The organism is Mycobacterium mantenii (genome assembly GCF_010731775.1).
GTDB lineage: Bacteria > Actinomycetota > Actinomycetes > Mycobacteriales > Mycobacteriaceae > Mycobacterium > Mycobacterium mantenii.
In genome coordinates this window covers 3,200,981-3,227,432 of record NZ_AP022590.1, presented here as the reverse complement: position 1 = coordinate 3,227,432, position 26,452 = coordinate 3,200,981, and the positions used below count along the sequence as shown (strand labels likewise).

The 26,452-nt window shown below is 68.3% G+C and carries 23 protein-coding genes and 2 pseudogenes; 11 read left to right on the top strand and 14 right to left on the bottom strand.

The annotated features are described in order from the left end of the window. Positions 1-5: 5 nt before the first annotated feature. The 6 genes from G6N50_RS14395 to G6N50_RS14370 all read right to left on the bottom strand — a co-directional run bounded on the left by G6N50_RS14395 (position 6) and on the right by G6N50_RS14370 (position 5,805). Positions 6-1,802 carry an acetyl/propionyl/methylcrotonyl-CoA carboxylase subunit alpha gene (locus G6N50_RS14395; RefSeq protein WP_083099694.1) on the bottom strand — a complete coding sequence of 599 codons (1,797 nt, stop codon included), beginning with the start codon at positions 1,800-1,802 and terminating at the stop codon, positions 6-8. Positions 1,803-1,932: 130 nt separating this feature from the next. Continuing rightward, positions 1,933-2,355: a SufE family protein gene (locus tag G6N50_RS14390; protein ID WP_067832512.1), complete on the bottom strand. Its 423-nt coding sequence runs from the start codon at positions 2,353-2,355 to the stop codon at positions 1,933-1,935. Between the two features lie 10 nt (positions 2,356-2,365). Beyond that, the gene (locus G6N50_RS14385) at positions 2,366-3,256 is read right to left on the bottom strand and encodes a sulfurtransferase (RefSeq protein WP_083099695.1); all 891 of its coding nucleotides are present in this window, start codon (positions 3,254-3,256) and stop codon (positions 2,366-2,368) included. Between the two features lie 22 nt (positions 3,257-3,278). Further along, positions 3,279-3,911: a Maf family protein gene (locus G6N50_RS14380; RefSeq protein WP_083099697.1), complete on the bottom strand. Its 633-nt coding sequence runs from the start codon at positions 3,909-3,911 to the stop codon at positions 3,279-3,281. Continuing rightward, complete coding sequence (locus tag G6N50_RS14375; RefSeq protein ID WP_083099698.1) at positions 3,908-4,168, bottom strand: acyl-CoA carboxylase subunit epsilon; 261 nt, start codon at positions 4,166-4,168, stop codon at positions 3,908-3,910. Before G6N50_RS14375 ends, G6N50_RS14380 begins: the two co-directional genes overlap by 4 nt. Continuing rightward, positions 4,165-5,805, bottom strand: a complete 1,641-nt coding sequence (locus G6N50_RS14370; protein ID WP_083099704.1) for an acyl-CoA carboxylase subunit beta — start codon at positions 5,803-5,805, stop codon at positions 4,165-4,167. Before G6N50_RS14370 ends, G6N50_RS14375 begins: the two co-directional genes overlap by 4 nt. Positions 5,806-5,840: 35 nt before the next feature. On the opposite strand from G6N50_RS14370, the gene G6N50_RS14365 reads away from it, so the two are divergent. The 3 genes from G6N50_RS14365 to G6N50_RS14355 are packed head-to-tail and all read left to right on the top strand — an operon-like array spanning position 5,841 to position 8,806. Next, positions 5,841-7,409, top strand: a complete 1,569-nt coding sequence (locus G6N50_RS14365) for an FAD-binding protein (protein WP_083099706.1) — start codon at positions 5,841-5,843, stop codon at positions 7,407-7,409. Between the two features lie 17 nt (positions 7,410-7,426). Beyond that, positions 7,427-8,245, top strand: a complete 819-nt coding sequence (locus G6N50_RS14360) for a biotin--[acetyl-CoA-carboxylase] ligase (protein WP_083099707.1) — start codon at positions 7,427-7,429, stop codon at positions 8,243-8,245. Positions 8,246-8,287: 42 nt separating this feature from the next. After that, positions 8,288-8,806: a PH domain-containing protein gene (locus G6N50_RS14355; RefSeq protein ID WP_083099715.1), complete on the top strand. Its 519-nt coding sequence runs from the start codon at positions 8,288-8,290 to the stop codon at positions 8,804-8,806. Here the strand turns inward: G6N50_RS14355 and G6N50_RS14350 are convergent. Then, on the bottom strand, positions 8,761-9,420 hold the full coding sequence (locus G6N50_RS14350) for a GtrA family protein (protein WP_083099709.1): 660 nt from the start codon (positions 9,418-9,420) through the stop codon (positions 8,761-8,763). The two genes, G6N50_RS14355 and G6N50_RS14350, sit on opposite strands and share 46 nt — an antisense overlap. A gap of 110 nt (positions 9,421-9,530) precedes the next feature. On the opposite strand from G6N50_RS14350, the gene G6N50_RS14345 reads away from it, so the two are divergent. The 6 genes from G6N50_RS14345 (at position 9,531) to G6N50_RS14320 (ending at position 15,947) form a co-directional block, all read left to right on the top strand. Then, positions 9,531-10,805, top strand: a complete 1,275-nt coding sequence (locus G6N50_RS14345; RefSeq protein ID WP_372509993.1) for a 5-(carboxyamino)imidazole ribonucleotide synthase — start codon at positions 9,531-9,533, stop codon at positions 10,803-10,805. Beyond that, on the top strand, positions 10,798-11,319 hold the full coding sequence (gene purE / locus G6N50_RS14340; protein WP_083097914.1) for a 5-(carboxyamino)imidazole ribonucleotide mutase: 522 nt from the start codon (positions 10,798-10,800) through the stop codon (positions 11,317-11,319). Before G6N50_RS14345 ends, purE begins: the two co-directional genes overlap by 8 nt. A gap of 24 nt (positions 11,320-11,343) precedes the next feature. After that, positions 11,344-12,513, top strand: coding sequence for an acyl-CoA dehydrogenase (locus G6N50_RS14335; protein WP_083097912.1), 1,170 nt, complete (start codon positions 11,344-11,346; stop codon positions 12,511-12,513). Positions 12,514-12,757: 244 nt separating this feature from the next. Then, the gene (locus G6N50_RS14330; protein ID WP_142275692.1) at positions 12,758-13,903 is read left to right on the top strand and encodes a PP2C family protein-serine/threonine phosphatase; all 1,146 of its coding nucleotides are present in this window, start codon (positions 12,758-12,760) and stop codon (positions 13,901-13,903) included. Continuing rightward, positions 13,900-15,501 (top strand): sensor histidine kinase, encoded by a 1,602-nt coding sequence (locus G6N50_RS14325; RefSeq protein ID WP_083097909.1) that lies wholly within the window; start codon positions 13,900-13,902, stop codon positions 15,499-15,501. The genes G6N50_RS14330 and G6N50_RS14325 overlap by 4 nt, the downstream gene beginning before the upstream one ends. After that, on the top strand, positions 15,498-15,947 hold the full coding sequence (locus tag G6N50_RS14320; protein WP_083097908.1) for a response regulator: 450 nt from the start codon (positions 15,498-15,500) through the stop codon (positions 15,945-15,947). The genes G6N50_RS14325 and G6N50_RS14320 overlap by 4 nt, the downstream gene beginning before the upstream one ends. A 7-nt stretch (positions 15,948-15,954) precedes the next feature. Here G6N50_RS14320 and pstA read toward each other — a convergent pair whose 3' ends face one another. The 5 genes and pseudogenes from pstA to G6N50_RS14295 form a co-directional block, all read right to left on the bottom strand. Beyond that, the gene (gene pstA / locus G6N50_RS14315; RefSeq protein WP_083097906.1) at positions 15,955-16,803 is read right to left on the bottom strand and encodes a phosphate ABC transporter permease PstA; all 849 of its coding nucleotides are present in this window, start codon (positions 16,801-16,803) and stop codon (positions 15,955-15,957) included. A 1-nt stretch (position 16,804) separates the two neighbouring features. Beyond that, positions 16,805-17,830, bottom strand: a complete 1,026-nt coding sequence (gene pstC / locus G6N50_RS14310) for a phosphate ABC transporter permease subunit PstC (protein ID WP_142275693.1) — start codon at positions 17,828-17,830, stop codon at positions 16,805-16,807. 22 nt (positions 17,831-17,852) lie between these two features. Beyond that, positions 17,853-18,982 (bottom strand): annotated as a pseudogene (pstS, locus tag G6N50_RS14305) (phosphate ABC transporter substrate-binding protein PstS). 52 nt (positions 18,983-19,034) lie between these two features. Next, positions 19,035-20,159: a phosphate ABC transporter substrate-binding protein PstS gene (gene pstS, locus G6N50_RS14300; protein WP_083097899.1), complete on the bottom strand. Its 1,125-nt coding sequence runs from the start codon at positions 20,157-20,159 to the stop codon at positions 19,035-19,037. A gap of 36 nt (positions 20,160-20,195) precedes the next feature. Next, positions 20,196-20,974, bottom strand: a pseudogene (locus tag G6N50_RS14295) (ATP-binding cassette domain-containing protein). 187 nt (positions 20,975-21,161) lie between these two features. On the opposite strand from G6N50_RS14295, the gene pstS (G6N50_RS14290) reads away from it, so the two are divergent. Together pstS (G6N50_RS14290) and G6N50_RS14285 are read left to right on the top strand one after the other, a co-directional pair. Next, complete coding sequence (pstS, locus tag G6N50_RS14290; RefSeq protein WP_083097898.1) at positions 21,162-22,262, top strand: phosphate ABC transporter substrate-binding protein PstS; 1,101 nt, start codon at positions 21,162-21,164, stop codon at positions 22,260-22,262. A gap of 21 nt (positions 22,263-22,283) precedes the next feature. Further along, a complete protein-coding gene (locus G6N50_RS14285) occupies positions 22,284-24,278 on the top strand; it encodes a serine/threonine-protein kinase PknD (RefSeq protein ID WP_083097896.1) in 1,995 nt (664 codons plus the stop codon). A gap of 4 nt (positions 24,279-24,282) precedes the next feature. On the opposite strand, the gene G6N50_RS14280 is transcribed toward G6N50_RS14285, so the two are convergent. Both G6N50_RS14280 and G6N50_RS14275 read right to left on the bottom strand, forming a co-directional pair. After that, positions 24,283-25,476: a CoA transferase gene (locus G6N50_RS14280; protein WP_083097925.1), complete on the bottom strand. Its 1,194-nt coding sequence runs from the start codon at positions 25,474-25,476 to the stop codon at positions 24,283-24,285. 33 nt (positions 25,477-25,509) lie between these two features. Then, positions 25,510-26,433 (bottom strand): class I SAM-dependent methyltransferase, encoded by a 924-nt coding sequence (locus G6N50_RS14275; RefSeq protein ID WP_083097894.1) that lies wholly within the window; start codon positions 26,431-26,433, stop codon positions 25,510-25,512. Positions 26,434-26,452 lie beyond the last annotated feature (19 nt).

Below are 26,452 nucleotides of genomic sequence, written 5' to 3'. Positions count from 1 at the left end.
CCGCGCTACTTGATCTCGGCGAGCACCGTGCCCTGGGTGATGGCCGCACCGGCCTCGACCGCAAGCCCGGTGATCACACCGTCCTTGTGCGCGGTGACCGGGTTCTCCATCTTCATCGCCTCGAGCACCACCACCAGGTCGCCCGCGGCGACCTCCTGGCCTTCCTCGACCGCGACCTTGACCACGGTGCCCTGCATGGGCGCGGTGACCGCGTCGCCCGAGGCGGCCGCGCCCGCGTGCGACCCGCGCTTGCGCGCCTTGGGCTTCTTGCGGATGACACCGGCCGGGTCGGCGGCGCCACCGTTGGACAGCGCCAGGTCGCCGGGCAGCGACACCTCGAGCCGGCGCCCGCCGACCTCCACGACCACCTTCTGGCGCGGCCGGGCGTCCTCTTCGTCCAGCGGCGCGCCGCCGGTGAACGGTTCGATGGTGTTGTTCCACTCGGTCTCGATCCAGCGGGTGTGCACCGAGAACCCCTCGTCGTCACCGATGAACGCCGGGTCGGACACCACGGCGCGGTGGAACGGGATGACGGTGGCCAGACCCTCGACGTGGAACTCGTCCAGGGCCCGACGCGAGCGGGCGAGCGCCTCCTCGCGGGTGGCGCCGTGCACGATCAGCTTGGACAGCATGGAGTCGAACTGGCCGCCGATGACCGAACCGGCCTCGACACCCGAGTCCAGCCGGACGCCGGGCCCGGTCGGGATGTCGTAGCGGGTGACCGGACCGGGGGCGGGCAGGAAGCCGCGTCCGGCGTCCTCGCCGTTGATCCGGAATTCGATCGCGTGCCCGCGCGGCGTCGGGTCCTCGGTGAGGTCCAGCTTCTCGCCGTTGGCGATCTTGAACTGCTGCAGCACCAGGTCGATGCCGGCGGTCTCCTCGGTGACCGGGTGCTCGACCTGCAGACGGGTGTTGACCTCCAGGAAGGAGATCAGGCCGTCCTGGCCGACCAGGTATTCGACGGTCCCGGCGCCGTAGTAGTGGGCTTCCTTGCAGATCCGCTTGGCCGACTCGTGGATCTCCTTGCGCTGCGCGTCGGTCAGGAACGGCGCCGGCGCCTCTTCGACCAGCTTCTGGAAGCGGCGCTGCAGCGAGCAGTCGCGGGTGCCGGCGACGATGACGTTGCCATGCTGGTCGGCGATCACCTGCGCCTCGACGTGGCGCGGCTTGTCCAGGTAGCGCTCGACGAAGCACTCGCCGCGGCCGAACGCCGCGACGGCCTCGCGGGTGGCCGACTCGAACAGCTCGGGGATCTCCTCGATGGTGCGGGCCACCTTCATGCCGCGCCCGCCGCCGCCGAACGCCGCCTTGATCGCGATCGGCACGCCGTACTCCTTGGCGAATGCCACCACCTCGTCGGCGTCCTTGACCGGGTCGGGGGTGCCGGGCACCAGCGGGGCCTGCGCGCGGGCGGCGATGTGGCGGGCGGTGACCTTGTCACCGAGGTCGCGGATGGACTGCGGGCTGGGCCCGATCCAGATCAGGCCGGCGTCGAGAACGGCCTGCGCGAAATCGGCGTTCTCCGACAGGAAGCCGTAGCCGGGGTGGACGGCGTTGGCGCCGGACTTGGCCGCCGCGTCCAGGAGCTTGCCGAAGTCCAGGTACGACTCCGCCGACGTCTGACCGCCCAGGGCGAACGCCTCGTCGGCGAGGCGCACGTGCGGCGCGTCGGCGTCGGGTTCGGCGTAGACCGCCACGCTGGACAGGCCCGCGTCGCGGGCCGCCCGGATCACCCGGACTGCGATTTCGCCGCGGTTGGCGACGAGCACCTTGGAGATCCTTGAGCTGGCGTGACTGGCCACTGCGCCTCCTGTTTGGCCTATCTGCAGAGAGTTCTCTGCGTGCGTCTTTAAGAGAATTTCTTACAACGAGTTCACGGGAAGTCTAAGCGCCGCGCCGTTCAGCCCGACGAGCGGTGTCGCAATTCGGGGTTTACTCGGCGGTAGCTCGCAGCCGCCGTTTGATCCGGGCGAGCATCGCCGACAAGCCGCGCAACCGCAGCGGGCTGATCAGCGCGGCCAGCCCGAGGTCGGTGTAGAAATCCTCGGGCACCGCCAAGATGTCGGCGGCGGGCTGTTCGTCGAGGCCGGCGGCGAGGATCGACGCGAACCCCCGCGTGGTCGGCGATTCGGCGGGTGCGCTGAAGTGCAGCCGCACCCGGTCGGGGTCGCTGGCGTCGACATGCAGGAACAGCGGGGTCTGGCATTCGGGCACCGGTTCCATGGCCGCCTCTTGGAGGTCGGGCGGCAGGGCCGGAAGCTCGTTGGCGAATTCCAGCAGCAGGGCCAGTTTGTCCTGGCCCTCGACTTCGGCGAAGTCGGACACCACCTCGGCCAGGGGAGCGGGCAGAGTCATCGCGGCTCCATCAGACCGGAACGGCGCCCGGTTCTTCACCCGCCACGATCGGCGTGCGCACGGTGTTGCCCCACTCCGTCCACGATCCGTCGTAGTTGCGCACCCCGGGCTTGCCGAGCAGATGCGTCAGCACGAACCAGGTGTGGCTGGACCGCTCGCCGATCCGGCAGTACACGACGGTCTTGTCGTCCGGCTCGATGAAGCCGTAGAGCTCCTCGAGCTCCTCGCGGCTGCGGAACCGGCCGCTCTCGTCGACCGCCTTGGCCCACGGGATCGACCGCGCGGTGGGGATGTGGCCGCCGCGCAGCACGCCTTCCTCGGGGTAGTCGGGCATGTGCGTGCGCTTGCCGGTGTACTCGTCCGGCGAGCGCACGTCGATCAGCGGCTGGCTGCCGAGGATGCCCAGCACGTCGTCCTTGAAGGCGCGGATGGGTTCGTCGTTGCGGGTGACGACGGGGTAGCCGCTGGACGTCTTGGTGGGGACGTCCAGCGTGGTCTCCCGGCGCTCGGCCAGCCACAGGTCACGGCCGCCGTTGAGCAGCCGCACGTCGGGGTGGCCGAACAGCGTGAACACCCACAGCGCGTACGCCGCCCACCAGTTGCTCTTGTCGCCGTAGATCACGACGGTGTCGTCGCGGGCGATGCCCTTGCGGTCCATCAACTCCGCGAACTGCGCCCCGTCGATGTAATCGCGGACCCGGGGGTCGTTGAGGTCGGTGTGCCAGTCGACCTTCACCGCGCCGGGGATGTGACCGACGTCGTAGAGCAGAACGTCCTCGTCGGATTCGACGATCGCCAGACCGGGGGTGCCTTGGTGGGCGGACAGCCAGTCGGCGGTGACCAGTCGCTCGGGGTGGGCGTAAGCCGACAATGTCGGGCTTGGATCGGGTGGTAATGCCACGCTGCCGAGCCTACCGTCAGGGCTAGTTGGCGTCCCACAGTGCGGATACCGACAGCCCGACCCGCCCCAGCAGCGACCGCAGCAGCGGCAAGCTGACACCGATCACGTTCGACGGGTCGCCGTCGATGCGGTCGACGAACCAGCCGCCCAGGCCGTCCAGGGTGAAGCCGCCGGCCACGTGCCACGGTTCGCCGTGGGCGACATAAGCCCGCAGGTCCGCGTCCGACGGGGTGGCAAAATGAACTGTCGTGCATAGTGATTCGACTTCGCGGTGGGTGATGGCGCCGTCGCGCAGCCGCAGCAGGCAGTGCCCGGTGTGCAGCTCGCCGGAGCGGCCACCCATCAGGCGCCACTGGCTCACCGCGGCATCGGCCGAGCCGGGCTTCCCGCACAGCCGGTCGTCGACGCAGAGCATCGAATCGCAGCCAACGACAAGGCAATCGGCCGCGACGCCGCTGTCCAGCTCGCCGGCCACCTGTTCGGCCTTGGCCCGGGCCAGGGCGCACACCACGTCGTCGGGCGGCGCATCCGGACCGAGCGCGGCGGCGACGGCATCCTCGTCGACGCCGGACACCACGACCAGCGGATCGACGCCGGCCTGGCGTAGCACCTTGAGCCGGCCGGAGGAGGCCGACGCCAGCACCAGGCGGGTCAATGCCTCATGTGAGTCATTTGCTGGAACGTGAGCCGCTGATAGTTGGTCATCGCGAAACGCAGCCGGTCGACCGGAAGGCCCCAGCGGGTGTGCTCGGGCTGCTCGGGCTCCGGCGCACCGCCGGCGCAGCCCAGCACCGCGACCAGCGCGGCCACCTCCTCGACGGTGGGTTGGCCCCTGAGGATCTGGATGTGCGGCTCGTGCGGCTGCGGCTGGGACGCGTCGCCGGTCGCGGTGTCGTCGGTCGTCTGGCTCATAGCGGAATGTTCCCGTGCTTCTTGGGGGGCAGGTGGGAGATCTTGCGTTCCAGCAGGCGCAGCGCCGTGCCGATGTAACCGCGGGTGTGCGAGGGCGGGATCACCGCGTCGACGTAGCCGCGCTCGGCGGCGACGTACGGGTTGACCAGCGTGTCCTCGTACTCCTGCTGCAGTTGCAGCCGCAGCGCGTCGACGTCCTCGCCGTTGCGGGCGGCCTCGCTCAGTTGTTTGCGGTAGACGAACCCGACGGCGCCGGAGGCGCCCATCACGGCGATCTGCGCCGACGGCCACGCCAGGTTGACGTCGCAGCCCATGTCCTTGGAGCCCATGACGCAGTAGGCGCCGCCGTAGGCCTTGCGGGTGATGACGGTGATCTTCGGGACGGTGGCCTCGCCGTAGGCGAACAGCAGCTTGGCGCCGCGGCGAATGATGCCGTTGTACTCCTGGCCGGTGCCCGGCAGGAAGCCCGGGACGTCCACCAGCATGATGATCGGGATGTTGAAGCAGTCGCAGGTCCGCACGAACCGGGCCGCCTTCTCCGAGGCGTTGATGTCCAGGCAGCCGGCGAACTGGGTCGGCTGGTTGGCCACGATCCCGACCGGCCGGCCTTCGATGCGACCGAATCCGACGACGATGTTCTGCGCGTAACCGCCCTGGACCTCCAGGAACTCGTCGTCGTCGAGGATGCGGGTGATCACCTCGTGCATGTCGTACGGCTGGTTGGGCGAGTCCGGGATCAGCGTGTCCAGCTCGAGGTCCTCCTCGGTGAGGTGGTCCTCGATGGCGCCCGGCGGATGCGGCTCGGCGTAGCGCGGCGCGTCGGTGGCGTTGTTGGGCGGCAGGTAGCTCAGCAGGTCGCGCACCCAGTCGAAGGCGTCCTGCTCGCCGGAGGCGACATAGTGCAGGGTGCCCGACTTGGCCATGTGGGTGTGGGCGCCGCCCAGCTCCTCCATGGTGACGTCCTCACCGGTGACGGTCTTGATGACGTCGGGTCCGGTGATGAACATCTGGCTGGTCTGGTCGACCATGACCACGAAGTCGGTCAGGGCGGGGGAGTACACGTGCCCGCCGGCGGCGGCGCCCATGATCAGCGAGATCTGCGGGATGACGCCGGAGGCCAGGATGTTGTTCCGGAAGATCTTGCTGTACAGGCCCAGCGAGACGACGCCCTCCTGGATCCGCGCGCCGGCGCCGTCGTTGATGCCGATCAGCGGGCGGCCGGTCTTGATCGCCAGCTCCTGGATCTTGACGATCTTCTCGCCGTAGACCTCGCCGAGGCTGCCGCCGAACACCGTGGCGTCCTGGCTGAAGATGCACACGTCGCGGCCGTCGATGGTGCCGTAGCCGGTGATCACGCCGTCACCCAGCGGGCGGTTGTTCTCCAGGCCGAAGTTCTTGCTGCGGTGCCGGGCCAGCGCGTCGAGCTCCACGAACGAGTCCTCGTCGAGCAGGGCGAGGATGCGCTCGCGGGCGGTCAGCTTGCCCTTGGCGTGCACCTTCTCGACGGCCTCTTCGCCCACCGGGTGCAGCGACTCTTCCCTGCGCTTGTGCAGCTCGGCCAGCTTGCCCGCGGTGGTGTGGATGTCGATGGTGTGCTCGGCGGCGGGTTCCGCAGTGTGGTCGGTAACGCTCGTCATGGGAGTCGAGCTTAGCGGCGAGGTAGTCTCCGCTGATGGACGCCCGCCCGTTGGGAACCGCGGACTGGGTGGCCGAATGCGACGTGCTGGTTGCGGGGTCGGGCGGCGGCGGTGTGACCGGTGCGTACACCGCGGCGCGCGAAGGTCTCGACGTCGTGCTGGTCGAGGCGACGTCCAAACTCGGTGGCACCACCGCTTACTCGGGCGGGGGCGGCGTCTGGTTCCCGTGCAATCCCGTGCTGGTTCGCGCCGGCACAGACGACACCATCGAGGACGCGCTCACCTACTACCGCGCCGTGGTGGGCGATCGCACCCCCCGCGAACTGCAGGAGACGTTTGTGCGCGGCGGCGCCGGGCTGATCGAGTACCTGGAGGCCGACCCCAACCTGAAGTTCGTGCCGTTGCCCTGGCCCGACTACTACGGCACGGCGCCGAAGGCGCGCCTGGACGGTCAGCGCCACATCGCGGCCAAGCCGCTGGCGGTGGCCGCCGCCCCCGAATACCGCGAGGCGATCCGCGGGCCGCTGGACACCGACCGGCTCGGCGCCGAACCCCCGTCCGACTACTACGTCGGGGGGCGCGCGCTGATCGCGCGGTTCCTCAAGGCCATCGGGCAGTACCCGGCGGCGTTGCTGCGGCGTGACACCGCCCTGGTCGAGGTGGTGGTTTCGGACGGCCGGGTGACGGGAGCGGTCGTCGAGACCGACGGCGAGCGCCGTGCCATCCGCGCCCGGCGCGGGGTGCTGCTGGCCGCCGGGGGCTTCGAAGCCAACGAGGAGCTGCGGCGGCGCTACGGCGTGCCGGGAACGTCGCGGGACACCATGGGCGGCCCGGGAAGTCGTGGCCTGGCGCTGCAGGCCGGCATCGCCGCGGGCGCCGACACCGACCTACTGGACCAGGCGTGGTGGTCGCCGGGCATGACCCACCCCGACGGCCGCTCGGCGTTCGCGCTGTGGTTCACCGGCGGCATCTTCGTCAACCACGACGGCAACCGGTTCGTCAACGAGTCCCGGGCCTACGACCGGGCCGGCCGCGAGATCATCGCGCAGCTGCAGGACGGGTCGATCACGTTGCCGTACTGGATGATCTACGACGACAAGGAGGGCGAGGTGCCGCCGGTGAAGGCGGCCAACGTCACCATCGTCGAGACCGAGAAGTACGTCGCCGCAGGCCTCTGGCACACCGCGAACACCCTCGAGGAACTCGCCGCCAAGATCGGCGTGCCGGGGCCTGCGCTGGCCGCAACCGTGGCCCGGTTCAACGAATTCGCCGCCGCCGGGGTCGACCAAGACTTCGGCCGGGGCGACGAGGCGTTCGACCGCGCGTTCTCGGGGGGCGCCTCGCCGCTGGTGCCCATCGACCGCCCGCCGTATCACGCGGCGGCGTTCGGCATCTCGGATCTGGGCACTAAGGGCGGTCTGCGCACCGACACCGCGGCGCGGGTGCTCGACGCGAACGGCAATCCGATCCCCGGCCTCTACGCCGCCGGCAACACCATGGCCGCGCCCAGCGGCACCGCGTATCCCGGCGGCGGCAACCCGATCGGAACCAGCATGCTGTTCAGCCATTTGGCGGTTCTGGACATGCGCGACCGTCGGCCCTGAGTTCTAGGCTGGGTGCGGTGACAGAACGAGATCAGCCCCGGGCACCGTTGGATGAGAGCGCGCTGCGCGCCGAGTTGATCGGGACCGGGCTGGGCTGGCGCAAGCTCGACGTCGTCGAGCAGACCGGCTCCACCAACGCCGACCTGCTGGCGCGCGCGGCGGCGGGCGACGACGTCGCCGGTGCGGTGCTGATCGCCGAACACCAGACCGCGGGGCGCGGGCGGCACGGCCGCGGCTGGTCGGCCACGCCGCGCGCGCAGATCACCATGTCGTTCGGGGTCAGCGTCGTCGACGTGCCGACCACCGGATGGGGCTGGCTGCCGCTGGCCACCGGGGTGGCGGTCGTCGACACCGTGACGCCGCTGCTGGCGGCGACGGGGGCGCGGGCTGGTCTCAAATGGCCCAACGACGTGCTGGCGGGTCCGCCGGACTCGCCGGGCAAGCTGGCCGGAATCCTCGCCGGGGTGGCGAAGCCGGTGGTGGTGATCGGATTGGGGCTCAACGTGTTTCAGGCTCCCGACGGCATCGAGGATGCGACTTCGCTGGTCGACCTCGGGGTGGCAATGCCGGACCGCACCCGGCTGGTGTCCGACCTGCTGCGCGAGCTGGGCCGGCGGATCGTGGCCTGGCGCGCCGCGCGCGGCGCCGACTGGGCGCTGGCCGCCGACTACCGGGCACGCAGCCTGACCATCGGCACCCGGGTGCGCGCGCACCTGCCCGGCGGCAAACAGGTCGACGGGACCGCGAGCGGCATCGATGACCAGGGCAGGCTGTGTCTGGAAAGTGGCGGGCAGGGCGTCGTCGTCTCGGCCGGCGACGTGGTGCATTTGCGCTAGTTGCCCGCGGATTGTCGCGGTGCACAGCTAATGTCGGCGGGCATGGGCTACCCGGATAACGTTCTGGCCGCCGGCGAACACGTCATCGTGCACCGCCACCCGCACTGGAAGCGGCTGATCTGGCCGGTGTTGGTGTTCATTCTGGTGACCGGCCTGGCCGCGTTCGGCTCGGGATATCTCAATTCGACGCACTGGGAGCAGCTCGCCAAGAACATCATCTACGGCGTCATCTGGGGCATCTGGCTGGTGATCGTCGGCTGGCTGACGCTGTGGCCGTTCCTGAGCTGGCTGACCACCCACTTCGTGGTGACCAACCGGCGGGTGATGTTTCGGCACGGGGTGGCCACTCGCACCGGCATCGACATCCCGCTGGCCCGGATCAACAGCGTGGAATTCCGCGACCGGATCATCGAGCGCATGTTCCGCACCGGGACGCTGATCATCGAATCGGCGTCACAAGATCCGTTGGAGTTCTCCGACATTCCGCGGCTGCGCGAGGTGCACGCGCTGCTATATCACGAAGTCTTCGACACCCTGGGTTCGGAGGAATCGCCCAGCTGACCCAGCCGGCCGGCCCGGTTGCGCCAGGCGCGCAGCAGAGTGACGTTGCCGCCCTCGATCTCGTCCTCGAAGATTTCGGCGATGCCACCGGCGGTAAGCGCGGATTCCAGGGCCTTCTCGGGGTCCCGGGCGAACTGGTCGGGGAACACCCAGCGCCGGAACGCCCAGAACCGGAATGCCATCTGCAGCAAGTTGCCGATGATGTAGGCCGAGATGAAGTCGGCGACGTTTTCCACCGCCAGCGACACCGTCGGCTCGCGCAGCTGCAACACGTAGCTGGAGAACCACAGGGGTGCCATGGAGAGCAGCACCCCCACGCCGCTGAACGCGAAGAACAGCAGCGCCTCGTGGTGGCGCTCGCGCCCACCGCGATTACGGAAGCTCCATTCCCGGTTCAGCACGTAGGAGGCGATGACTGCCACAATGCCGGCGATCACCTTCGCGGTCACCGGTTTGGGTTCCAGAATTGTCAGCTTCAGCGTGTAGAAAATCGCCGAGTCGATGACGAATGTGGTTCCGCCGACGATGGCGAATTTGATCAGTTCGTGGTGGCGTAGCAAATAGGGCTGCATAACCCTAGGTAGACGCGTGATCGTGGCTTCGGCGAAGGACACAACACGTCAGTGTACGGACGGACACAAATTCGACGCAAAATACTACATAACAATTCGGTGTCAGCCCCGGTCAACACGCCTTTAGCGCCGCATTGTTTCGCCGTGACACCATGATGGCCGTGCCGAGTACACGCCCGCCGGGCGCCGCCCCCCTCGAGACGCCCCCCGCTGCCACCCGGGCCGGCCCCCGCGTCGTCCCCGTCGTCGCGATGGTCGGCGGCGGTCAGCTCGCCCGGATGACCCACCAGGCGGCGATCGCGCTGGGCCAGACGCTGCGGGTGCTGGCCACCGCCGCCGACGAGCCGGCCGCGCTGGTCGCGCCCGACGTGGTGATCGGCTCACACACCGACCTCGAGGCCCTGCGCCGGGTCGCGGCGGGCGCCGACGTGCTGACCTTCGACCACGAGCACGTGCCGAACGAACTGCTGGAGAAGCTGGTCGCCGAGGGCGTCAACGTGGCGCCGCCGCCGCAGGCGCTGGTGCACGCGCAGGACAAGCTCGTCATGCGGCGGCGGCTCGAGGCCCTCGGCGTCCCGGTGCCCCGCTACGCCGAGATCCGGAGCGTCGACGAACTCGACGCCTTCGCGCGGCGCATCGTTGGCCCCGTGGTCGTGAAGGCGGTGCGCGGTGGTTACGACGGGCGCGGGGTGCGGATGGCGCGCGACCCGTCGCACGCGAGTGAGATCGCGGCCGCGTTCCTGGCCGACGGCGTGCCGGTGATGGCCGAGGAGCAGGTGAATCTGCGCCGGGAGTTGTCGGCGTTGGTGGCGCGGTCACCGTTCGGTCAGGGCGCGGCGTGGCCGGTCGTCGAGACGGTGCAACGGGACGGGATCTGCGTGCAGGTGATCGCGCCCGCCCCGGAGTTGCCCGGCGAACGGGCCGCCGAAGCGCAGCGGCTGGCGTTGCGGTTAGCGGCCGAACTCGGCGTGGTCGGGGTGCTCGCGGTCGAGCTGTTCGAAACGGTCGACGGTGCGCTGCTGGTCAACGAGCTGGCGATGCGGCCGCACAACTCCGGGCACTGGACCATGGACGGGTCGCGCACCAGTCAGTTCGAACAGCATGTGCGTGCCGTGCTGGACTATCCACTCGGCGATACCGACGCCCTCGCGCCGGTCACCGTGATGGCGAACGTGCTGGGCGCTCCCGAAGTCCCGCGGATGAGCGTGGACGAGCGGCTGCATCATTTGTTCGCGCGGATGCCCGACGCCCGGGTCCACCTCTACGGCAAAGAAGAACGCCCCGGCCGCAAGGTCGGGCACATCAACTTCGTCGGCCCCGGGCCGGCGGATCAGGAAAACGTGACGAAGCTGCGGGAACGCGCCGAGCTGGCGGCACACTGGTTGTCACACGGGCAGTGGACGGACGGATGGGATCCGCATGGGTGATGCTCAGCAGGCGCGCGTCGGGGTGATCATGGGCAGCGACAGCGACTGGTCGGTTATGCAGGACGCCGCGGCGGCGCTGGCCGAGTTCGACGTGCCGGCCGAGGTCCGGGTTGTCTCCGCGCACCGCACCCCGCAGGCGATGTTCGACTATGCCCGCGACGCGGCCGGGCGCGGCCTCGAGGTGATCATCGCCGGCGCCGGGGGAGCCGCGCACCTGCCCGGAATGGTCGCGTCCGCGACGCCGCTGCCGGTGATCGGCGTGCCGGTGCCGCTGGCACGTCTCGACGGCCTGGACTCGTTGCTGTCGATCGTGCAGATGCCCGCGGGTGTCCCGGTGGCCACCGTCTCCATCGGCGGGGCCCGCAACGCCGGCCTGCTCGCCGTGCGCATCCTGGGGTCGTCGGACCCGGCGCTGCGTGCGCGACTCGTCGAGTTCCAAGAAGAGCTGGCGCGCAGCGTGCGGGCCAAGGATGAGGCGCTGCAGCAGCGTCAGGGTAAAGTTACCGGCGAGTAGCAAGAAGATTAGGAGGCTCTCACAATGGCTGGCTGGGCCGGAAACCCCGACTTCGATCTGTTTCAACTGCCCGCAGAGCACCAGGAGCTGCGCGCGGCCATCCGCGCGCTGGCGGAGAAGGAGATCGCTCCGCACGCCGCCGACGTGGACGAGAATTCCCGCTTCCCCGACGAGGCGCTGGAGGCGCTGAACGCCTCCGGGTTCAACGCCGTGCACGTGCCCGAGGAGTACGGCGGGCAGGGTGCGGACTCGGTGGCGGCGTGCATCGTGATCGAGGAGGTCGCCCGCGTCGACACGTCGGCGTCGCTGATTCCCGCGGTCAACAAGCTGGGCACCATGGGGCTGATCCTGCGGGGCTCCGACGAGCTCAAGAAGCAGGTGCTGCCGTCGATCGCGGACGGCTCGGCGATGGCGTCCTACGCGCTGAGCGAGCGCGAGGCCGGCAGCGACGCGGCGTCGATGCGGACCCGGGCCAAGGCCGACGGGGACGACTGGATTCTCAACGGCGCCAAGTGCTGGATCACCAACGGCGGCAAGTCGAGCTGGTACACGGTGATGGCCGTGACCGATCCGGACAAGGGCGCCAACGGCATCTCGTCGTTCATGGTGCACAAGGACGACGAGGGCTTCAGCGTCGGTCCGAAGGAGAAGAAGCTGGGCATCAAAGGCTCGCCGACCACCGAGCTGTACTTCGAGAACTGCCGCATTCCGGGCGATCGGATCATCGGCGAGCCGGGCACCGGCTTCAAGACCGCGCTCGCCACGCTGGACCACACCCGGCCCACCATCGGCGCCCAGGCCGTCGGCATCGCCCAGGGCGCGCTGGACGCCGCCATCGGCTACACCAAGGACCGCAAGCAGTTCGGCCGTCCGGTCAGCGACAACCAGGGTGTGCAGTTCATGCTCGCCGACATGGCCATGAAGGTGGAGTCCGCCCGGCTGATGGTGTATCACGCCGCCGCCCGCGCCGAGCGCGGCGAATCCCACCTGGGCTTCATCTCCGCGGCATCCAAGTGCCTGGCTTCCGACGTCGCGATGGAGGTGACCACCGACGCGGTGCAGCTGTTCGGCGGCGCCGGCTACACCATCGACTTTCCCGTCGAGCGGATGATGCGCGACGCCAAGATCACTCAGATCTACGAAGGCACCAATCAGATTCAGCGCGTGGTGATGTCACGGGCGTTGCTGCGCTGACACGTTTTCCGGCGATGCCGCTGGGAAAAGCCGAGCCGCACCGCCTAGGATCTCCACTCGGTGCGTGAAGCCCGCACTGACGGTCGGTAAACAGGCACCGACTCGCGTCCGACCACCGAGGCAAGGGTCTTATCGCGGCAAGGGGGTCTACGGTGCAACACGTGACTGCCCCTGCCCGTCTACAGATGGCCGGGAATTGATACCGACGCGCGCCCCAGTCACCCCGACGGCGAGCTGGCAGTCCTTGTCGTTGCTGTTGGTCGAGGACGACCGCGCCGACGCGGTGCTGGTGGAAGACCTGATCGCCGACGCGGTCACCGACATCCGGGTGGTGTGGGCGCAGTCGATGGCGGATGCCGAACGCGAGCTGAAATCCGCCCGGCCCGACTGCGTGCTGCTGGACCTGCACCTGCCCGACGCCAGTGGAATCGACGCGCTGAACCGCATCGCCCACGTCGACGGCACCGTCCCTATCGTGGTGCTCACCGGACTGAACGACGAGTACTTCGGTGCTTCGGCCGTCGCCGCCGGTGCGCAGGACTACATGGTCAAGGGCCGGGTCGAGCCGGAGATGCTGCGCCGCGCGCTGCTGTACGCCATCGAGCGCAAGCGCGCCGAACTCATCGCCGCCGATCTGCATGCGACGCAGTTGCGGGCCCGGGAGAACGCGCTGCTGGAACGCGGCCTGCTGCCCTCGCCGCTGCTGCTGGACAACCCGGGCGTCGACATCGTCGCCCGGTACCGGCCGAGCCGCGAAGACGCACTGCTGTGCGGCGACTTCTATGACGTCGTCCAGACGCCCGACCGGATCGTGCACGTGCTGATCGGTGACGTCGCCGGACACGGTCCGCACGAGGCGGCGCTGGGCGCGGCATTGCGGATCGCGTTTCGAGCGCTCACCTTCGCTGGTGTGCACGGCGTGGAACTGATGCGCCAACTCGAGCGGGTCTTGTATTCGGAACGAACCGACACCGGGGTCTTCGCGACCGTGCTCAGCCTCGAAATCGCGCCCGACAGCCCGCGAGTCAACGTCATCCGTGCCGGCCATCCCGGGATGTTGGTGCAGGCCGGGGGAACCGTCCAGTGGCACGAGCCGGCGGGTGGCCCGGCACTGGGCCTGCACGCCGGCGATTGGCCGTCCGAGGAGCTGGACCTGCCGACCGGGCATGCCCTGCTCTTGCTGACCGACGGACTCTTCGAGGGATATTCGGGAAAGGGCGCGCAGCGCCTCGGCGAGGACGGCCTGCTTGCCCTGGCGCGCGCGCACGCGGATCGGCCCGGCCACGCGTTCGTCGACGCGCTGATCAACGGCGCCCAGGAACTCGCCCAGCCACGCGGCGGTCTGACCGATGACATCGCCGTCCTGCGCGTCGAGAGGACTACCACGTGATGGCATCGCGTCCGCTTCGGCTCACCGAGCTCACCGTGCGGGGATGGCTGGCGTTGGTGCTGTGGGTCATGGGGGTGACGGTGCTCGTCGGGGCGTTGGTCGGCGCCGCGTTGCTGCATCGCACCGACGAGGTGTCGCGCCAATTGGCCCAGAACATTCAGCCGGCGCGCGTCGCCGCGGTGCGTTTGCAGTCGGCGCTGCGGGACCAGGAGACGGGCATGCGCGGCTACATGATCGCCGCCGACCGGCAGTTCCTCGCGCCGTATTACGACGGGCAGCGTGCCGAACAGGATGCGGCCGACGAAATTCGGCGTCTGGTGGGCGGACGCGCGGAGCTGATGGCCGATCTGGACGCGGTGGAAGCCGCCGCCGCCGACTGGCGGACAAACTATGCCGAGCCACTGATCGCCAACGTGGCTCCCAAGACTCCGGCGTACGTCAGCCCCCGCACGGCCGACATGGGCAAGGTCAAATTCGACCATCTGCGTGAGCTTTTCGAGACGCAGAACACGCACCTGGCGTTGGCCAGGGCGGCTGCCATAGATGAGCTCAACGAGATCAACGGCTGGCGGGATTGGGTGCTGGGCACCACGGTGCTGATCGTCATCGGGGCGGCCCTGCTGCTGGGGCTGCTCAGCCGCGCCGCGATCACCCGGCCGATCGCGGCGCTGGCCGCGGCCTGCCGGCGGATAACCGAGGGCAATTTCGAGGAGACGATCTCGCCTCCGCGGCGGCCCAGGGACATTCGGAAGATGGCGATCGACGTGGAGGACATGCGCAAGCGCATCGTCGAGGAACTCGCGGTTTCGCAGAATGCCCAGGCGCAGCTGGACGACCAGGCCGCGGAATTACGGCGATCCAACACCGAGCTGGAGCAGTTCGCCTACGTCGCATCCCATGACCTGCAGGAGCCGCTGCGCAAGGTGGCATCCTTTTGCCAGCTGCTGGAAAAGCGCTACGGCGACAAGCTCGACGAACGCGGCATCGAATACATCGGGTTCGCGGTCGACGGCGCCAAACGCATGCAGGCGCTGATCAACGACCTGCTCACCTTCTCCCGGGTCGGCCGGCTGGGCACCACCGAAACCGAGGTGCAACTCGACGCGACGCTCGATGCCGGCCTGTCGAACCTGGCCGTCGCGGTTGAGGAAACGGATGCACAAATCGTGCGGCCGGCGCAGCCGCTCCCGCAGATCGTCGGGGATCCGATGCTGCTGACAATGCTGTGGCAGAACTTGATCGGCAACGCGATCAAGTTCCGGCACAAGGACCGTCGGCCTTGCGTCGTCATCGAATGCGCGCCGGGCACCGGCACCCATGACGGCGAATGGGTGCTGAGCGTGGCGGACAACGGAATCGGCATCCCGGAGGAATTCTCCGACAAGGTCTTCGTGATCTTCCAGCGGCTGCACGGCCGGGATGTGTACGCCGGCACCGGAGTAGGCCTGGCACTGGTCAAGAAGATCATCGAGCACCACGGCGGCACCGTCCGGATCGACACGTCCTACACCGAGGGGACCCGATTCGAATTCACCCTTCCCATGCCCGAACCCGTCGACGAAGCAGACTCGGTTGCTTTGGAAGGAGCGCATCAATGACCACCCCGGAAGGCAGGGCAATCGACATCCTGCTCGTCGAGGATGACCCGGGCGATGAGCTCATCACCCGAGAAGCGTTCGAGCACAACAAGCTCAAGAACAGGCTCCACGTCGCCCACGACGGGGAGGAAGGCCTCAATTACCTTTACCGGCGCGGTGAGTTCGCCGACGCGCCGCGGCCCGACCTCATCCTGCTCGACCTGAATCTGCCCAAATACGACGGCCGCCAGCTGCTGGAGAAGATCAAGTCCGACCCCGACCTGGCTCGCATCCCCGTCGTGGTGCTCACCACCTCCTCGGCCGAGGAGGACATCCTGAAGAGCTACAAACTGCACGCCAATGCCTACGTCACCAAACCCGTTGACCTGGACCAATTCATGAAGGCCGTCCGTCAGATCGACGAGTTCTTCGTTCAGGTTGTGCGGCTGCCAGGCAACGGGGCCTAACCGGGGGTCATTGCGATTCCGAGTGCCGCCGTGCGAACCAGGTGATCAGGCGCCCGAGGATGATCAGCAGCAACACGAACACGATCAGCAGGAACGCCGCGTCGTAGGACAGGTTGCGAGCCGCCTTCGAGGGCAGGTTGTAGAACGTCCAGATCGGGTAAGTCAGGTAGCCGACCGGTGAGTCGGTGAGCTTTCCGCTCGGCACCGAATTCGACCAGCCCGCCGTGTACAACATCGGCGCCGTCTCGCCGACCGCCAGCGCGAGCGCCACCAGCAGACCGGTGACGATCCCGGGGATCGCCGACTTGAGCACGATTTTGCGCAGCGTCCAACCGAGCGGCAGCCCCAGCGCCTCTGCCCCCTCCCGGTAGGACGTGGGCACCTGTGCAAGCGCGGATTCGGTGGCCTTGGCGATGTACGGAATGCTCATCGCCGAAAGCGTCAGCACCCCGGCCGCCAGGGAAAACCCCCAGTGGAACTTCACCACCAGGGCCAGATAGCCGACGTAGCCGAGCACGATCGACGGGATGCCGGACAGCATTTCGTAGGCGCCGCGCAGAACGGAACGCATTCTGCCACCGGCGAATTCGGAGAGATAGATGCCGGTCAACACGCTGACGGTGCCCCCGACCAGCATGACGCCGACGCCGACGACGACGGTCCCGACGATCGCGTTGCGCAGGCCACCACCGTTGCCGCGGGTGTTTTCGGTCAACACACTCCATTTGAAGACCGGTAACGCACGCCCGACGACCTCGATCAGCATCCACAGCGTCGGCACGACCACCACCGCCAGGCAGCACACGCACGCGCCCCAGAACAGCGCGTTGACGACCTTGCGTCGGGTACCGACCACGTCAGATACCCCGCCCCACCGGCAGCGCCGTGCCCGACACCCGCCGCACCATCGCGCGGGCCGCGACGTTGGTCAGCAACGTGATCACCATGAGCACCAGGGAGACCTCGGCAAGCGTCTTCACCGCGAAGTCGGTGAAGTCGGTCATCGCCGAATCCAGCTGCGACACAACGGTGGCGGCGATGGTGGTCATCGTCGCGTAGATGTTGGTGGGCATCGCGCCCAGCACCGCGCCCGACACCATGGCGACGGCCATCGTCTCGCCCAATGCGCGCCCGAGCCCGAGCACGACGGCGCCGACGATGCCGCTCGACACCCACGGCAGGGTGACCCGCCGCGCGCACTCCCAGTCGGTCATCCCCAGTGCGACGGCACCCTCGCGGGGCAACACGGGCACCTGCCGGATCAGGTCGCGGGTGGTGCTGGCGATGATGGGAATGACCATCACCGCCAGCACCAGGCCGGACACCAACAAGCCCTCGCCGTTACCGGTGTTGCCGCGGAAGTAGCTCAGCACCGGCACGTCGGGGGCGTTGCGGGCGATCACCGGAGCCACGTAGTGGGCGATGAACGGCCCGAACGTCATTGCGCCCCACAGGCCGACGACGACGCTGGGGATGCCGGCGAGCAGTTCGAGCACCATCCCGATGGCCGACGCGAGACGCTTCGGCAACCGCTCCACGATCACCAGCGCGGCCCCGATCGACACCGGTACCCCGATGATCAGGGCGATCGCCGAGGTCGCCAGGGTCCCGACGATCAGCGGCAACGCCCCGTAGTAGGCGCCGACCGGATGTTGGACGCCACGGGTGACGACGGCGTCGCCATACGTGTTGCCGGGGTTCCAGTCGGTCGCGGTAAAGAAGTGCAGCCCGTTGACCCTGATCGCGGGCAGCGCCTCGAGCAGCAGGGTCACGAGCACGAACACCAGCGCGAGCAGCGGAACCACCGCACCCACGGCACCCAGGGAACGGATGGCCAGACCCGGGCGGCGCACGCCACGGATCCGCTGCAGTGCAGCCCCCATCGCGAAGTCGGTCACCGAATCCCTACTGGCCGCTGATCTTGGCGATCTGGGCGTCCGACGACTTCGCGACCTCGGCCGGCAGCGGCTGGAAGTGAACCTTGTCCAGGAAGGAGGCGTTGTTGCCGTCGGTGATCGCCCAGTGCAGGAACGCCTGCAGGGTCTGGGCGGTGGCGCCGTCCTTCTGCCCACTGTTGACGATGGCGTACTCGTAGTTGACGATCGGGTACCCGTCGGCGGCCGGGCCGTTGATCAGCGAGATCGCCTGATTCGCCGGGGTTTTCGAGGCGAAGCCGGCGGCCGCGGCCTGAATGCTCTTGGCGTCGGGCAGCACGTACTTGTCGGAGGCGTTGGCCAGCTGCGCCTCACCGAGCCCCTTTTGCTGGGCCTGGTCGAGGAAGCTGATGCCGATGTAGGCCACGCAGCCCGGGGTGTCGGCGCAGCCGGTCACCATGCCGCCGTTGCCGTTCTCACCCAGCGCGCCGGGCACGGCGGGGAACTCGACGGTGGTGCCGAACCCGGGCGAGTGCCGAACCCGGGCGAGCGGCCCCAGCCGTCGGGGTCCTGCTTGGACAGGTACTGGGTGAACAGGAAGGTGTCGCCGGACCCGTCGGAACGGTGCAGCGGAACCACCGGCGTGGCGGGCAGATTCACGCCGGGGTTCAGCCCGGTGATCTGCGGGTCGTTCCAGGTTTTGACAGTGCCGTTGTACATCCCGGCCAGCACCTTGCCGTTCAGCTTGATGTGTTCGGTGACACCGGGCAGGTTGTAGTTGACCTGCTGCGCCGAGATGGCCAGCGCGATGTTCATCAACCCCTTGTGCGCGGCCATGTCGCCCTCGGACAGGTAGGCGTCGGAGGCGCCGACCGCGACCGCCCCGGCCGCCGCCTGGGAGATCCCGGTCCCGGAGCCGGTGCCCTGGGTGGTGATCGTGACGTTCGAGTACTTGTCGTGATAGGCGGGGCCCCACAGGTTGAACAGCGGGTACAGCAGCGTGCTGCCGGTCTCCGACAACGTCACCGGCGATGACGCCGGGGTCGTCGCGACCGGTCCGCCGCCACCCTGATTCGGCGAACCGCTCTGCGAGTTTGAACCGCACGCAGCCATGCCGAAAACCAACGGTGCCGTCGCGGCCATCGCCAGCAACCGACTCATACGAACTTTCACGGTCTTCTCCCTTTCCTTGGTGTCCCTTGCGTTACGGTGCTCATCCGCTGATCTTGGCGATTTGGGCGTCCGACGACTTCGCCACGTCGGCCGGCAGCGGCTGGAAGTGGACCTTGTCCAGGAACGAGGCGTTGTTGCCGTCGGTGATCGTCCAGTGGAGGAAGGCCTGCAGGGTCTGAGCGGTGGCACCGTCGCGCTGGTTTTCGTTGACGATCGCGTACTCGTAGTTGACGATCGGGTACCCGCCGGCGGCTGGGCCGTTGATCAGTGAGATCGCCTGGTTTGCTGGGGTTTTCGAGGCGAGGCCGGCGGCCGCGGCCTGAATGCTTTTGGCCTTCGGCAGTAGGTATCTGCCGGAGGCGTTGCCCAGCTTGGCCTCGCCGAGCCCGTGCCGGTCTGCCTCGTCGAGGGAGCCGATACTGGTGTAGGCCACACAGCCGGGATTCGCGGCGCAGCCGGTCACCATGGCTCCGTCGCCGTTCTCGCCCAGCGCGCCCGGCACCGCCGGAAAGGCGACGGTGGTGCCGAAGCCGGGGGAGCGACCCCAGCCATCGGGATCCTGCCTGGACAGGTACTGGGTGAACTGAAACGTACTGCCGGAGCCGTCGGAGCGGTGCAGCGGAACCACCGGGGTATCGGGGAGTTGCAGGCCGGGGTTGATGCCGGCGATCTTCGGGTCGTTCCAGGTTTTGATCGTGCCCTGGTACATGGCGGCCAGCACCTTGCCGTTGAGCTTGAGGTGCTGATGGACACCGGGCAGGTTGTAGTTGACCTGCTGCGCCGAGATGGCTAGCGCGATGTTCATCAGGCCCTTGTGCGCGGCCATGTCGCCCTCGGACAGGTAGGCGTCGGAGCCGCCGATGATGACAGCCCCGGCCGCGACCTGGGAGATCCCGGCGCCCGAGCCGCTGCCCTGGGTGGTGATAGTGACGTTCGGGTACTTCGCCCGATAGGCGGCGCCCCATTCGCTCATCAGGGGATAGAGCAGCGTGCTGCCGGTCTCCGAGAGCTCCATCGTGGACGCCGCCGGCGCGGTGGCGACGCTGCGGGCAGTCGGCCCGGTACTCGCCGCGCCACCCGTCGCCTTCGAACCGCAAGCCGCGATCCCCAAGGCCGGCGGCGCGATGGCCACCAGGCCCAGCAGCGTACCCAGACGAGCCTTCACATCCTCGCTTCCTCTTCTCCGGTGGGCCCTCTCCCGCTATCGACTTTCGGCGACCCCGGCCGTATGCGAGGAGCCCTCGGCCGGCCGGAACGGCGCGAAGTAGCGGACAGTCTCCTCATGCTTCGGCGACAGAAACAACTGCTTGGTCGGCCCCTCCTCGACAAGCCTTCCCTCGAAAAAGAAGGCGGTCCGGTCGCCGGTGCGGGCGGCCTGCGCGAGGTCGTGCGTGACCATGACCACGGTCAGCCGGTCGGCGAGTGATCGGATGAGTCCCTCGATCTTTTCGGTCGTGGTGGCAGCGAGGAGGTGGGCTCGTCGAGCAACAGCACCTCCGGGTCCACGGCGAGCGCGCGGGCCAGGCACAACAACTGCTGTTGGCCACCAGAGAGCCGGAACGGTGAATCACCGAGCCGATCCTTGACCGCGTCCCAGAGGCCGACCTCGGTGAGCCGGGCCTCGGCGACGCTTTTGAACTCCTTGCGCGGCACCATCTTGTGAGCGCGCACGCCTGACACCACGTTGTCCATGATCGACATCGGGAACGGATTGGGACGCTGGAACAGCATGCCGACGCTGCGGCGAAACTCCATCAGGTCGCGGTCGGCGAAGATGGTGCGCCCGCCCAACAGGACATCACCGCTGTGCCGGAATCCGGAGACCTTGTCGTTCATCCGGTTCAGGGTCCGCAGGAAGGTGGTCTTGCCCGAGCCGGTCGGGCCCAGCAGGGTGGTGACGGAGCGGGCGGGGAAGTCGAGGCTGACCTGCTCGAGGACCGTCTTGGGGCCGAATCCCAGGGTCAAATCGACCGCGCGCATGGGCTGGCCACCATCATCGGCGACAGGAACCGCAACTGCGGCGGGCACTTGTTGTTTGCGACGCATTGACAACCGATGCTACGTGTTTGCGCGCGGCGCGCGTTCACCGCTCAGTAACCTCTTATTGTTTGTCAAGGGTTTGTATATTCGCGATTGGTTAACTTTTGTTGACGATCGAAGGAGTTTCGTGAGGTTCGCTCGATCTGGTGTCGCACTGGGCCTGGTCGCCGTCATGGCCCTGGCGCTGACAGGATGCGGCGGCGACTCGAACTCGTCCGGCGCCAAGGCGCCGCCGGTGGACTGCGGCGGCAAGAAGGTGCTGAAAGACAGCGGCTCGACGGCGCAGCAGAACGCGATCGAACAATTCGTCTACGCCTACGTTCGCGCCTGCCCGGGCTACACGCTGGATTACAACGCGAACGGGTCCGGCGCCGGCGTGACGGAATTCGTCAACAACCAGACCGACCTCGCCGGTTCCGATGTCCCCTTGGACCCCTCCACGGGCCAGAACGACCGGGCGGCGCAGCGGTGCGGTTCGCCGGCCTGGGATCTACCCACCGTGTTCGGACCGATCGCCGTCACCTATCACCTCAGCGGGGTGAACGGGCTGAAACTGGATGGGCCGACCGTCGCTAAGATCTTCAACGGCACCATCACCAAGTGGGACGATCCGGCGCTGAAGGCGATCAACTCGGCCCTCAACCTGCCCTCGACGCCCATCACGGTCATCTTCCGCAGTGACAAATCCGGTACCACTGCGAATTTTCAGAAGTATCTCGATGGCGCGTCCGACGGCGCCTGGGGCAAGGGCGGCAGCGAGACGTTCAATGGCGGCGTCGGGCAGGGCGCCAGCGGGAACAACGGCACTTCCGCGCTGCTGCAGAACACCGAGGGGTCGATCACCTACAACGAGTGGTCCTTCGCTGTGGGTAAGCAGCTGAGCATGGCGTCGATCATCACGTCGGCGGGCCCGGACGCGGTGCCCATCACCAAGGACGCCGTCGAGAAGACGATCGCCGGGGCGACCTTCAGCGGGCAGGGCAACGACCTGGTGCTGGACACCTCGTCCTTTTACAAGCCGACACAGTCCGGCGCCTACCCGATCGTGCTGGCGACCTACGAGATCGTCTGCTCGAAGTACCCCGACGCGGCCACCGGTGCGGCGGTGAAGGCGTTCATGCAGGCGGCGATCGGTCCGGGCCAGGACGGCTTGGACCAGTACGGTTCCATCCCGCTGCCCAGCTCGTTCACGACGAAGCTGTCGAGCGCGGTCAATGCGATTTCCTGACGAGAAGAAAGGGGCTCGACGGTGAGCGATAGCGGGCCGGCCTCGCGGGTCGGTTCCTGGTTCGGCCCCTACCGGCTGGTGCGACTTCTGCGCCAGGGCGGCATGGGTGAGGTTTACGAGGCCGAGGACACCCGCAAGCGCCGCATGGTGGCGCTGAAACTGATCTCGCCGGAGTTCACCGGCAACGCGGAGTTCCGTGCCCGGCTACAGCGCGAGGCCGACATCGCCGGGCGGCTGACCGAGCCGCACGTGGTGCCCATCCACGATTATGGCGAGATCGACGGGCGGTTCTATGTCGAGATGCGCCTCGTCGACGGCGTCGACCTGGGCACGCTGTTGCGCCGCGACGGTCCGTTGGCCGCGCCGCGCGCGGTCGCCATTATCAGCCAGGTCGCCGCCGCGCTGGACGCCGCGCACGCCACCGGGGTGACGCACCGCGACGTCACCCCGGGGAACATCCTGGTCACCCCCAGCGACTTCGCCTACCTGGCCGACTTCGGCATCGCGCGGGCCGCGACCGATCCGGGGCTGACCCAGGTCGGGACCGCGATCGGAACCTATTACTACATGGCCCCGGAACGATTCACCGACGATGACGTCACCCACAGCGTCGACATCTATTCGCTCGCATGTGTTTTGAGTGAGTGCCTGACCGGCTCGCCGCCATACCGCGCCGATACCGTCGAACGGCTGGTCGCCGCGCATCTGACGAAGACGCCCGCGCCGCCCAGCCAATTGCGCCCCGGCGCGTTTCCTCCCGCCTTGGACCAGGTGATCGCCAAGGGCATGGCCAAGAATCCCGAGGAGCGCTATCGCACCGCAGGCGAATTCGCCGCCGCCGCCCATCACGCGCTGACCACGTCCGAGCAGCGGAAGGCGACCACCATTCTGCGCGAGGGGGAAAGCGCGGCCCTGGGCGCGGGGACCAACGATCCGCGCATGACGCGCGAGGCGGGTTCGTTCGCCTCGTCGCCGAGCGCGGACACCGTGGCGGGCCCGTGGCCCACGGGAGGGAACGGGGCGAACAGAATCGACCGGTCCGGCCGTGCGCCGTCGTTGATCCGCGCCGCCCCAACGGGTTCCGGACGCGTCTATCGACCCGCCCCGGACTTCGGGCGCCCCGCCACGCCGAGCGACAGCAAACGCAAACAGTGGATCATCGTGGGGGCCATCGCCCTCGTCGCGCTGGTCGCCTTCGTCGTGGCGGTGATCGGCTACCTGTCCACCGGATCCTCTGGGCCGTCGAAGCAGGCGAGCGGTCAAAGTGTGTTGCCGTTCAAGGGCATTGACTTTCGCTTGTCTCCGGGCGGGGTGGCGCTGGACAGCGCCGGCAACGTTTACGTGACCAGCGAGGGCATGTATGGCCGGGCGGTGAAGCTGACGACCGGTTCGGACGCCACGACGGTGCTGCCGTTCAACGGGCTCTACGAGCCGCAGGGCCTGGCCGTCGACGGCGCGGGCACCGTGTACGTTGCCGATTTCAACAACCGGGTGATCAGCATGTCCGCGGGCTCCAACAGCCAGAAGGAGCTGCCGTTCAGCGGCCTGAGCTACCCGGAGGGTGTCGCCGTCGACAGCCAGGGCGCCGTGTATGTCGCCGACCGCGGCAACAGCAGGGTGGTGAAGCTGGCGGCGGGATCCAAGACCCAGGCGGTGCTGCCGTTCAACGGACTCCACAACCCGGACGGGGTGGCCGTCGATCCCGCGGGCAATGTCTACGTCGCGGACACCGACAACAACAGGGTGGTGAAGCTCGACGCTGCGTCGAATACCGCCTCGGAGTTGCCATTTCACGACCTGTCCGTGCCGTGGGGGATCGCCGTGGACAACAGCGGCACCGTCTACGTCACCGAGCACGACAAGAACGACGTCGTCAAGTACCCTCAGGGCGCGACCACCGGGACCGTCGTGCCGTTCACCGGACTCAACACGCCCCTGGCGGTGACGGTCGACAAGGACCGGAACGTCTACGTCGCCGACCGCGGCAACGACCGGGTGGTCAAGCTGACGCCGTGAGGCCTCAAGGTGCGGGCTGCGGTGCGCCCAGATACTCCTCGGTGTGCTGGCCGAGGGCCGGCGGGGGTTCGGTGGCGGCTGCGTCGAAGCTGGAATAGCGTGCCGGAGTGCGGATTACGGTGACCGCGTCCGCGCCCTCGCCGACCGGGAGGGCCAGCTCGTTCTCGGCGAACAGCGCGGTGCCGACCACCTGCTTCCAGGTGTAGGCGTGGCAGGCCATCACGCCGCCCTCCTGTAGCAGCCGGACCCATTCGTCCGCGGTCTTGGCGGCCAGCGCCTTCTCGAGTTCCTCGGTCAGCTCGGGATAGTTGAGCGCCCGCGCGCGCTGGTCGACGAACCGCTCGTCGTCGCGCATGTCGGGCCGGCCGATGATCTCGCACAGCTTGTCCCAGTGCTTGGGCACGTAGGCGCTGATCACCAGGTAGCCGTCGGCGGCCTTGAAGGCATCCGACGGTTGGGTGGCGAACCCAACGCCCTTGCGCCGCTTGGGCTTTGGCGCCGCGTCTGGCTTGGGGGCGTCGCTCGGCTTGTTCAGGTGGATGGTCAGCTGACTGGCCTGCAGGCTGACCGCGACGTCATACATGGCGACCCGCACCACGTCGGCGACCCCGTGGCGTTCACGGTTGAGCAGCGCGGCCAGCACCGCCTGCGCCAGCACGTGGCCGCTGGCGGCATCGACGAGTTGGGACGGGATGATCTGGGGTTTGCCGGTGGGCGTGGGCATCCCGGTGGTCATGCCCGACTCGGCGGCGACCATCAGGTCGACGCCCGGCCGGCTGCCCTCCGGGCCGTTGCCGCCGTAGGCGGAAAGGCGCGCGTAGATGAGCTTGGGATTGCGGGATTGCAGCTCCTCGGGTCCCAGGCCCATGCGTTCCATCACGCCCGGCCGGAACCCTTCCAGCACAACGTCTGCCGTATCGACCAGGCGCAAAATCTGCTGCTTGGCATCGTCGCTGCGCAGGTCCGCCATCACCGACTTCTTGCCCCGATTGTGGGGAAGGAACAGGGTGGCCAGCGGTGGGCGTCCGGGCAGCACCGCGGTGATGTGCCGGGCCGCCTCACCGACGGGCGCCTCGATCTTGATGACCTCGGCACCCAGGTCGGCCAGCACCTGTCCGGCCAACGGCCCGGCGATGTTCTGGGTGAAGTCGAGCACCCGAAAGCCGTCAAGTGGCTTAGCGGGCTTGCTGTTCGGCATCGTCATTGCCTTCCTGATTACCTGCGACGTCCACTAACCCGCCCGGTGCAACACCGCGGTGCAGTAGTAATTCTGCGCGAAGGGTGCATCGGAGTCGGTCGACTGCAGCGGCAGCCCGTTGTTGGCCAGCATCTGATTGAGCGGGGTGCGAACCGTCTGCCAGCCCCGGTGCTGCAGATAGGTCGCCACGTCATTGCGCTCGCCGGGGAATCCCAGTTCGCCCAGCGCGATGTCGAGGCCGTTGCGCCGCCACTTCTCGCTCGCGGCATTCAGCGCGTCGCCGCTGACCCCGGTGTTCGCAAAGACCTCGGCCACCAGCTGGCTGCCGTCGGCGGAGAGCGCGGTGATGTTGTCCAGCAACCGATCCTGAGCCTCGGGAGGCAGGAAGCCGACCAGGCCCTCGGCCGCCCAGGCGGCGGGCCGCCCGGTGTCGAAGCCGGCCTGTCGCAGCGCCGACGGCCAGTCCTGGCGCAGGTCGATCGGAACGGCGCACACTTCGGCGGTGGGCTCGGCGCCGAGTTCGGCGATGGTGGCGGCCTTGAACTCCAGGACTTGCGGCTGGTCGATCTCGAACACCCTGGTGCCCGGCGCCCACGGCAGCCGATAGGCGCGCGCATCCAGGCCGGAGGCCAGGATGACCACCTGCTGGATGGCTGGATCTTTCTGGGCCCCCGCCTCGGCGAAGAACGCGTCGATGTACCGGGTGCGGGCGGCCAGCATGTCGGTCATGCGTTGCATGCCCCACGGGGCGTCGGGCACGTCGACGTCCGCGGAGGCGAGTTCACCGGCGGCCCACCGGGTCATGAAGTCGACGCCGACCGCGCGCACCAGCGGCTCGGCGAACCGATCGTCGATCAGCCCGTCCAGGGTGGCCCGGGCCCGCCCGGCGGCCACCATGGTGGCGGTCGCTCCCACGCTGGTCGCCAGGTCCCAGGTGTCGTCGTCGGTGCGCGCCATCAGGACATCCCTTCCGATC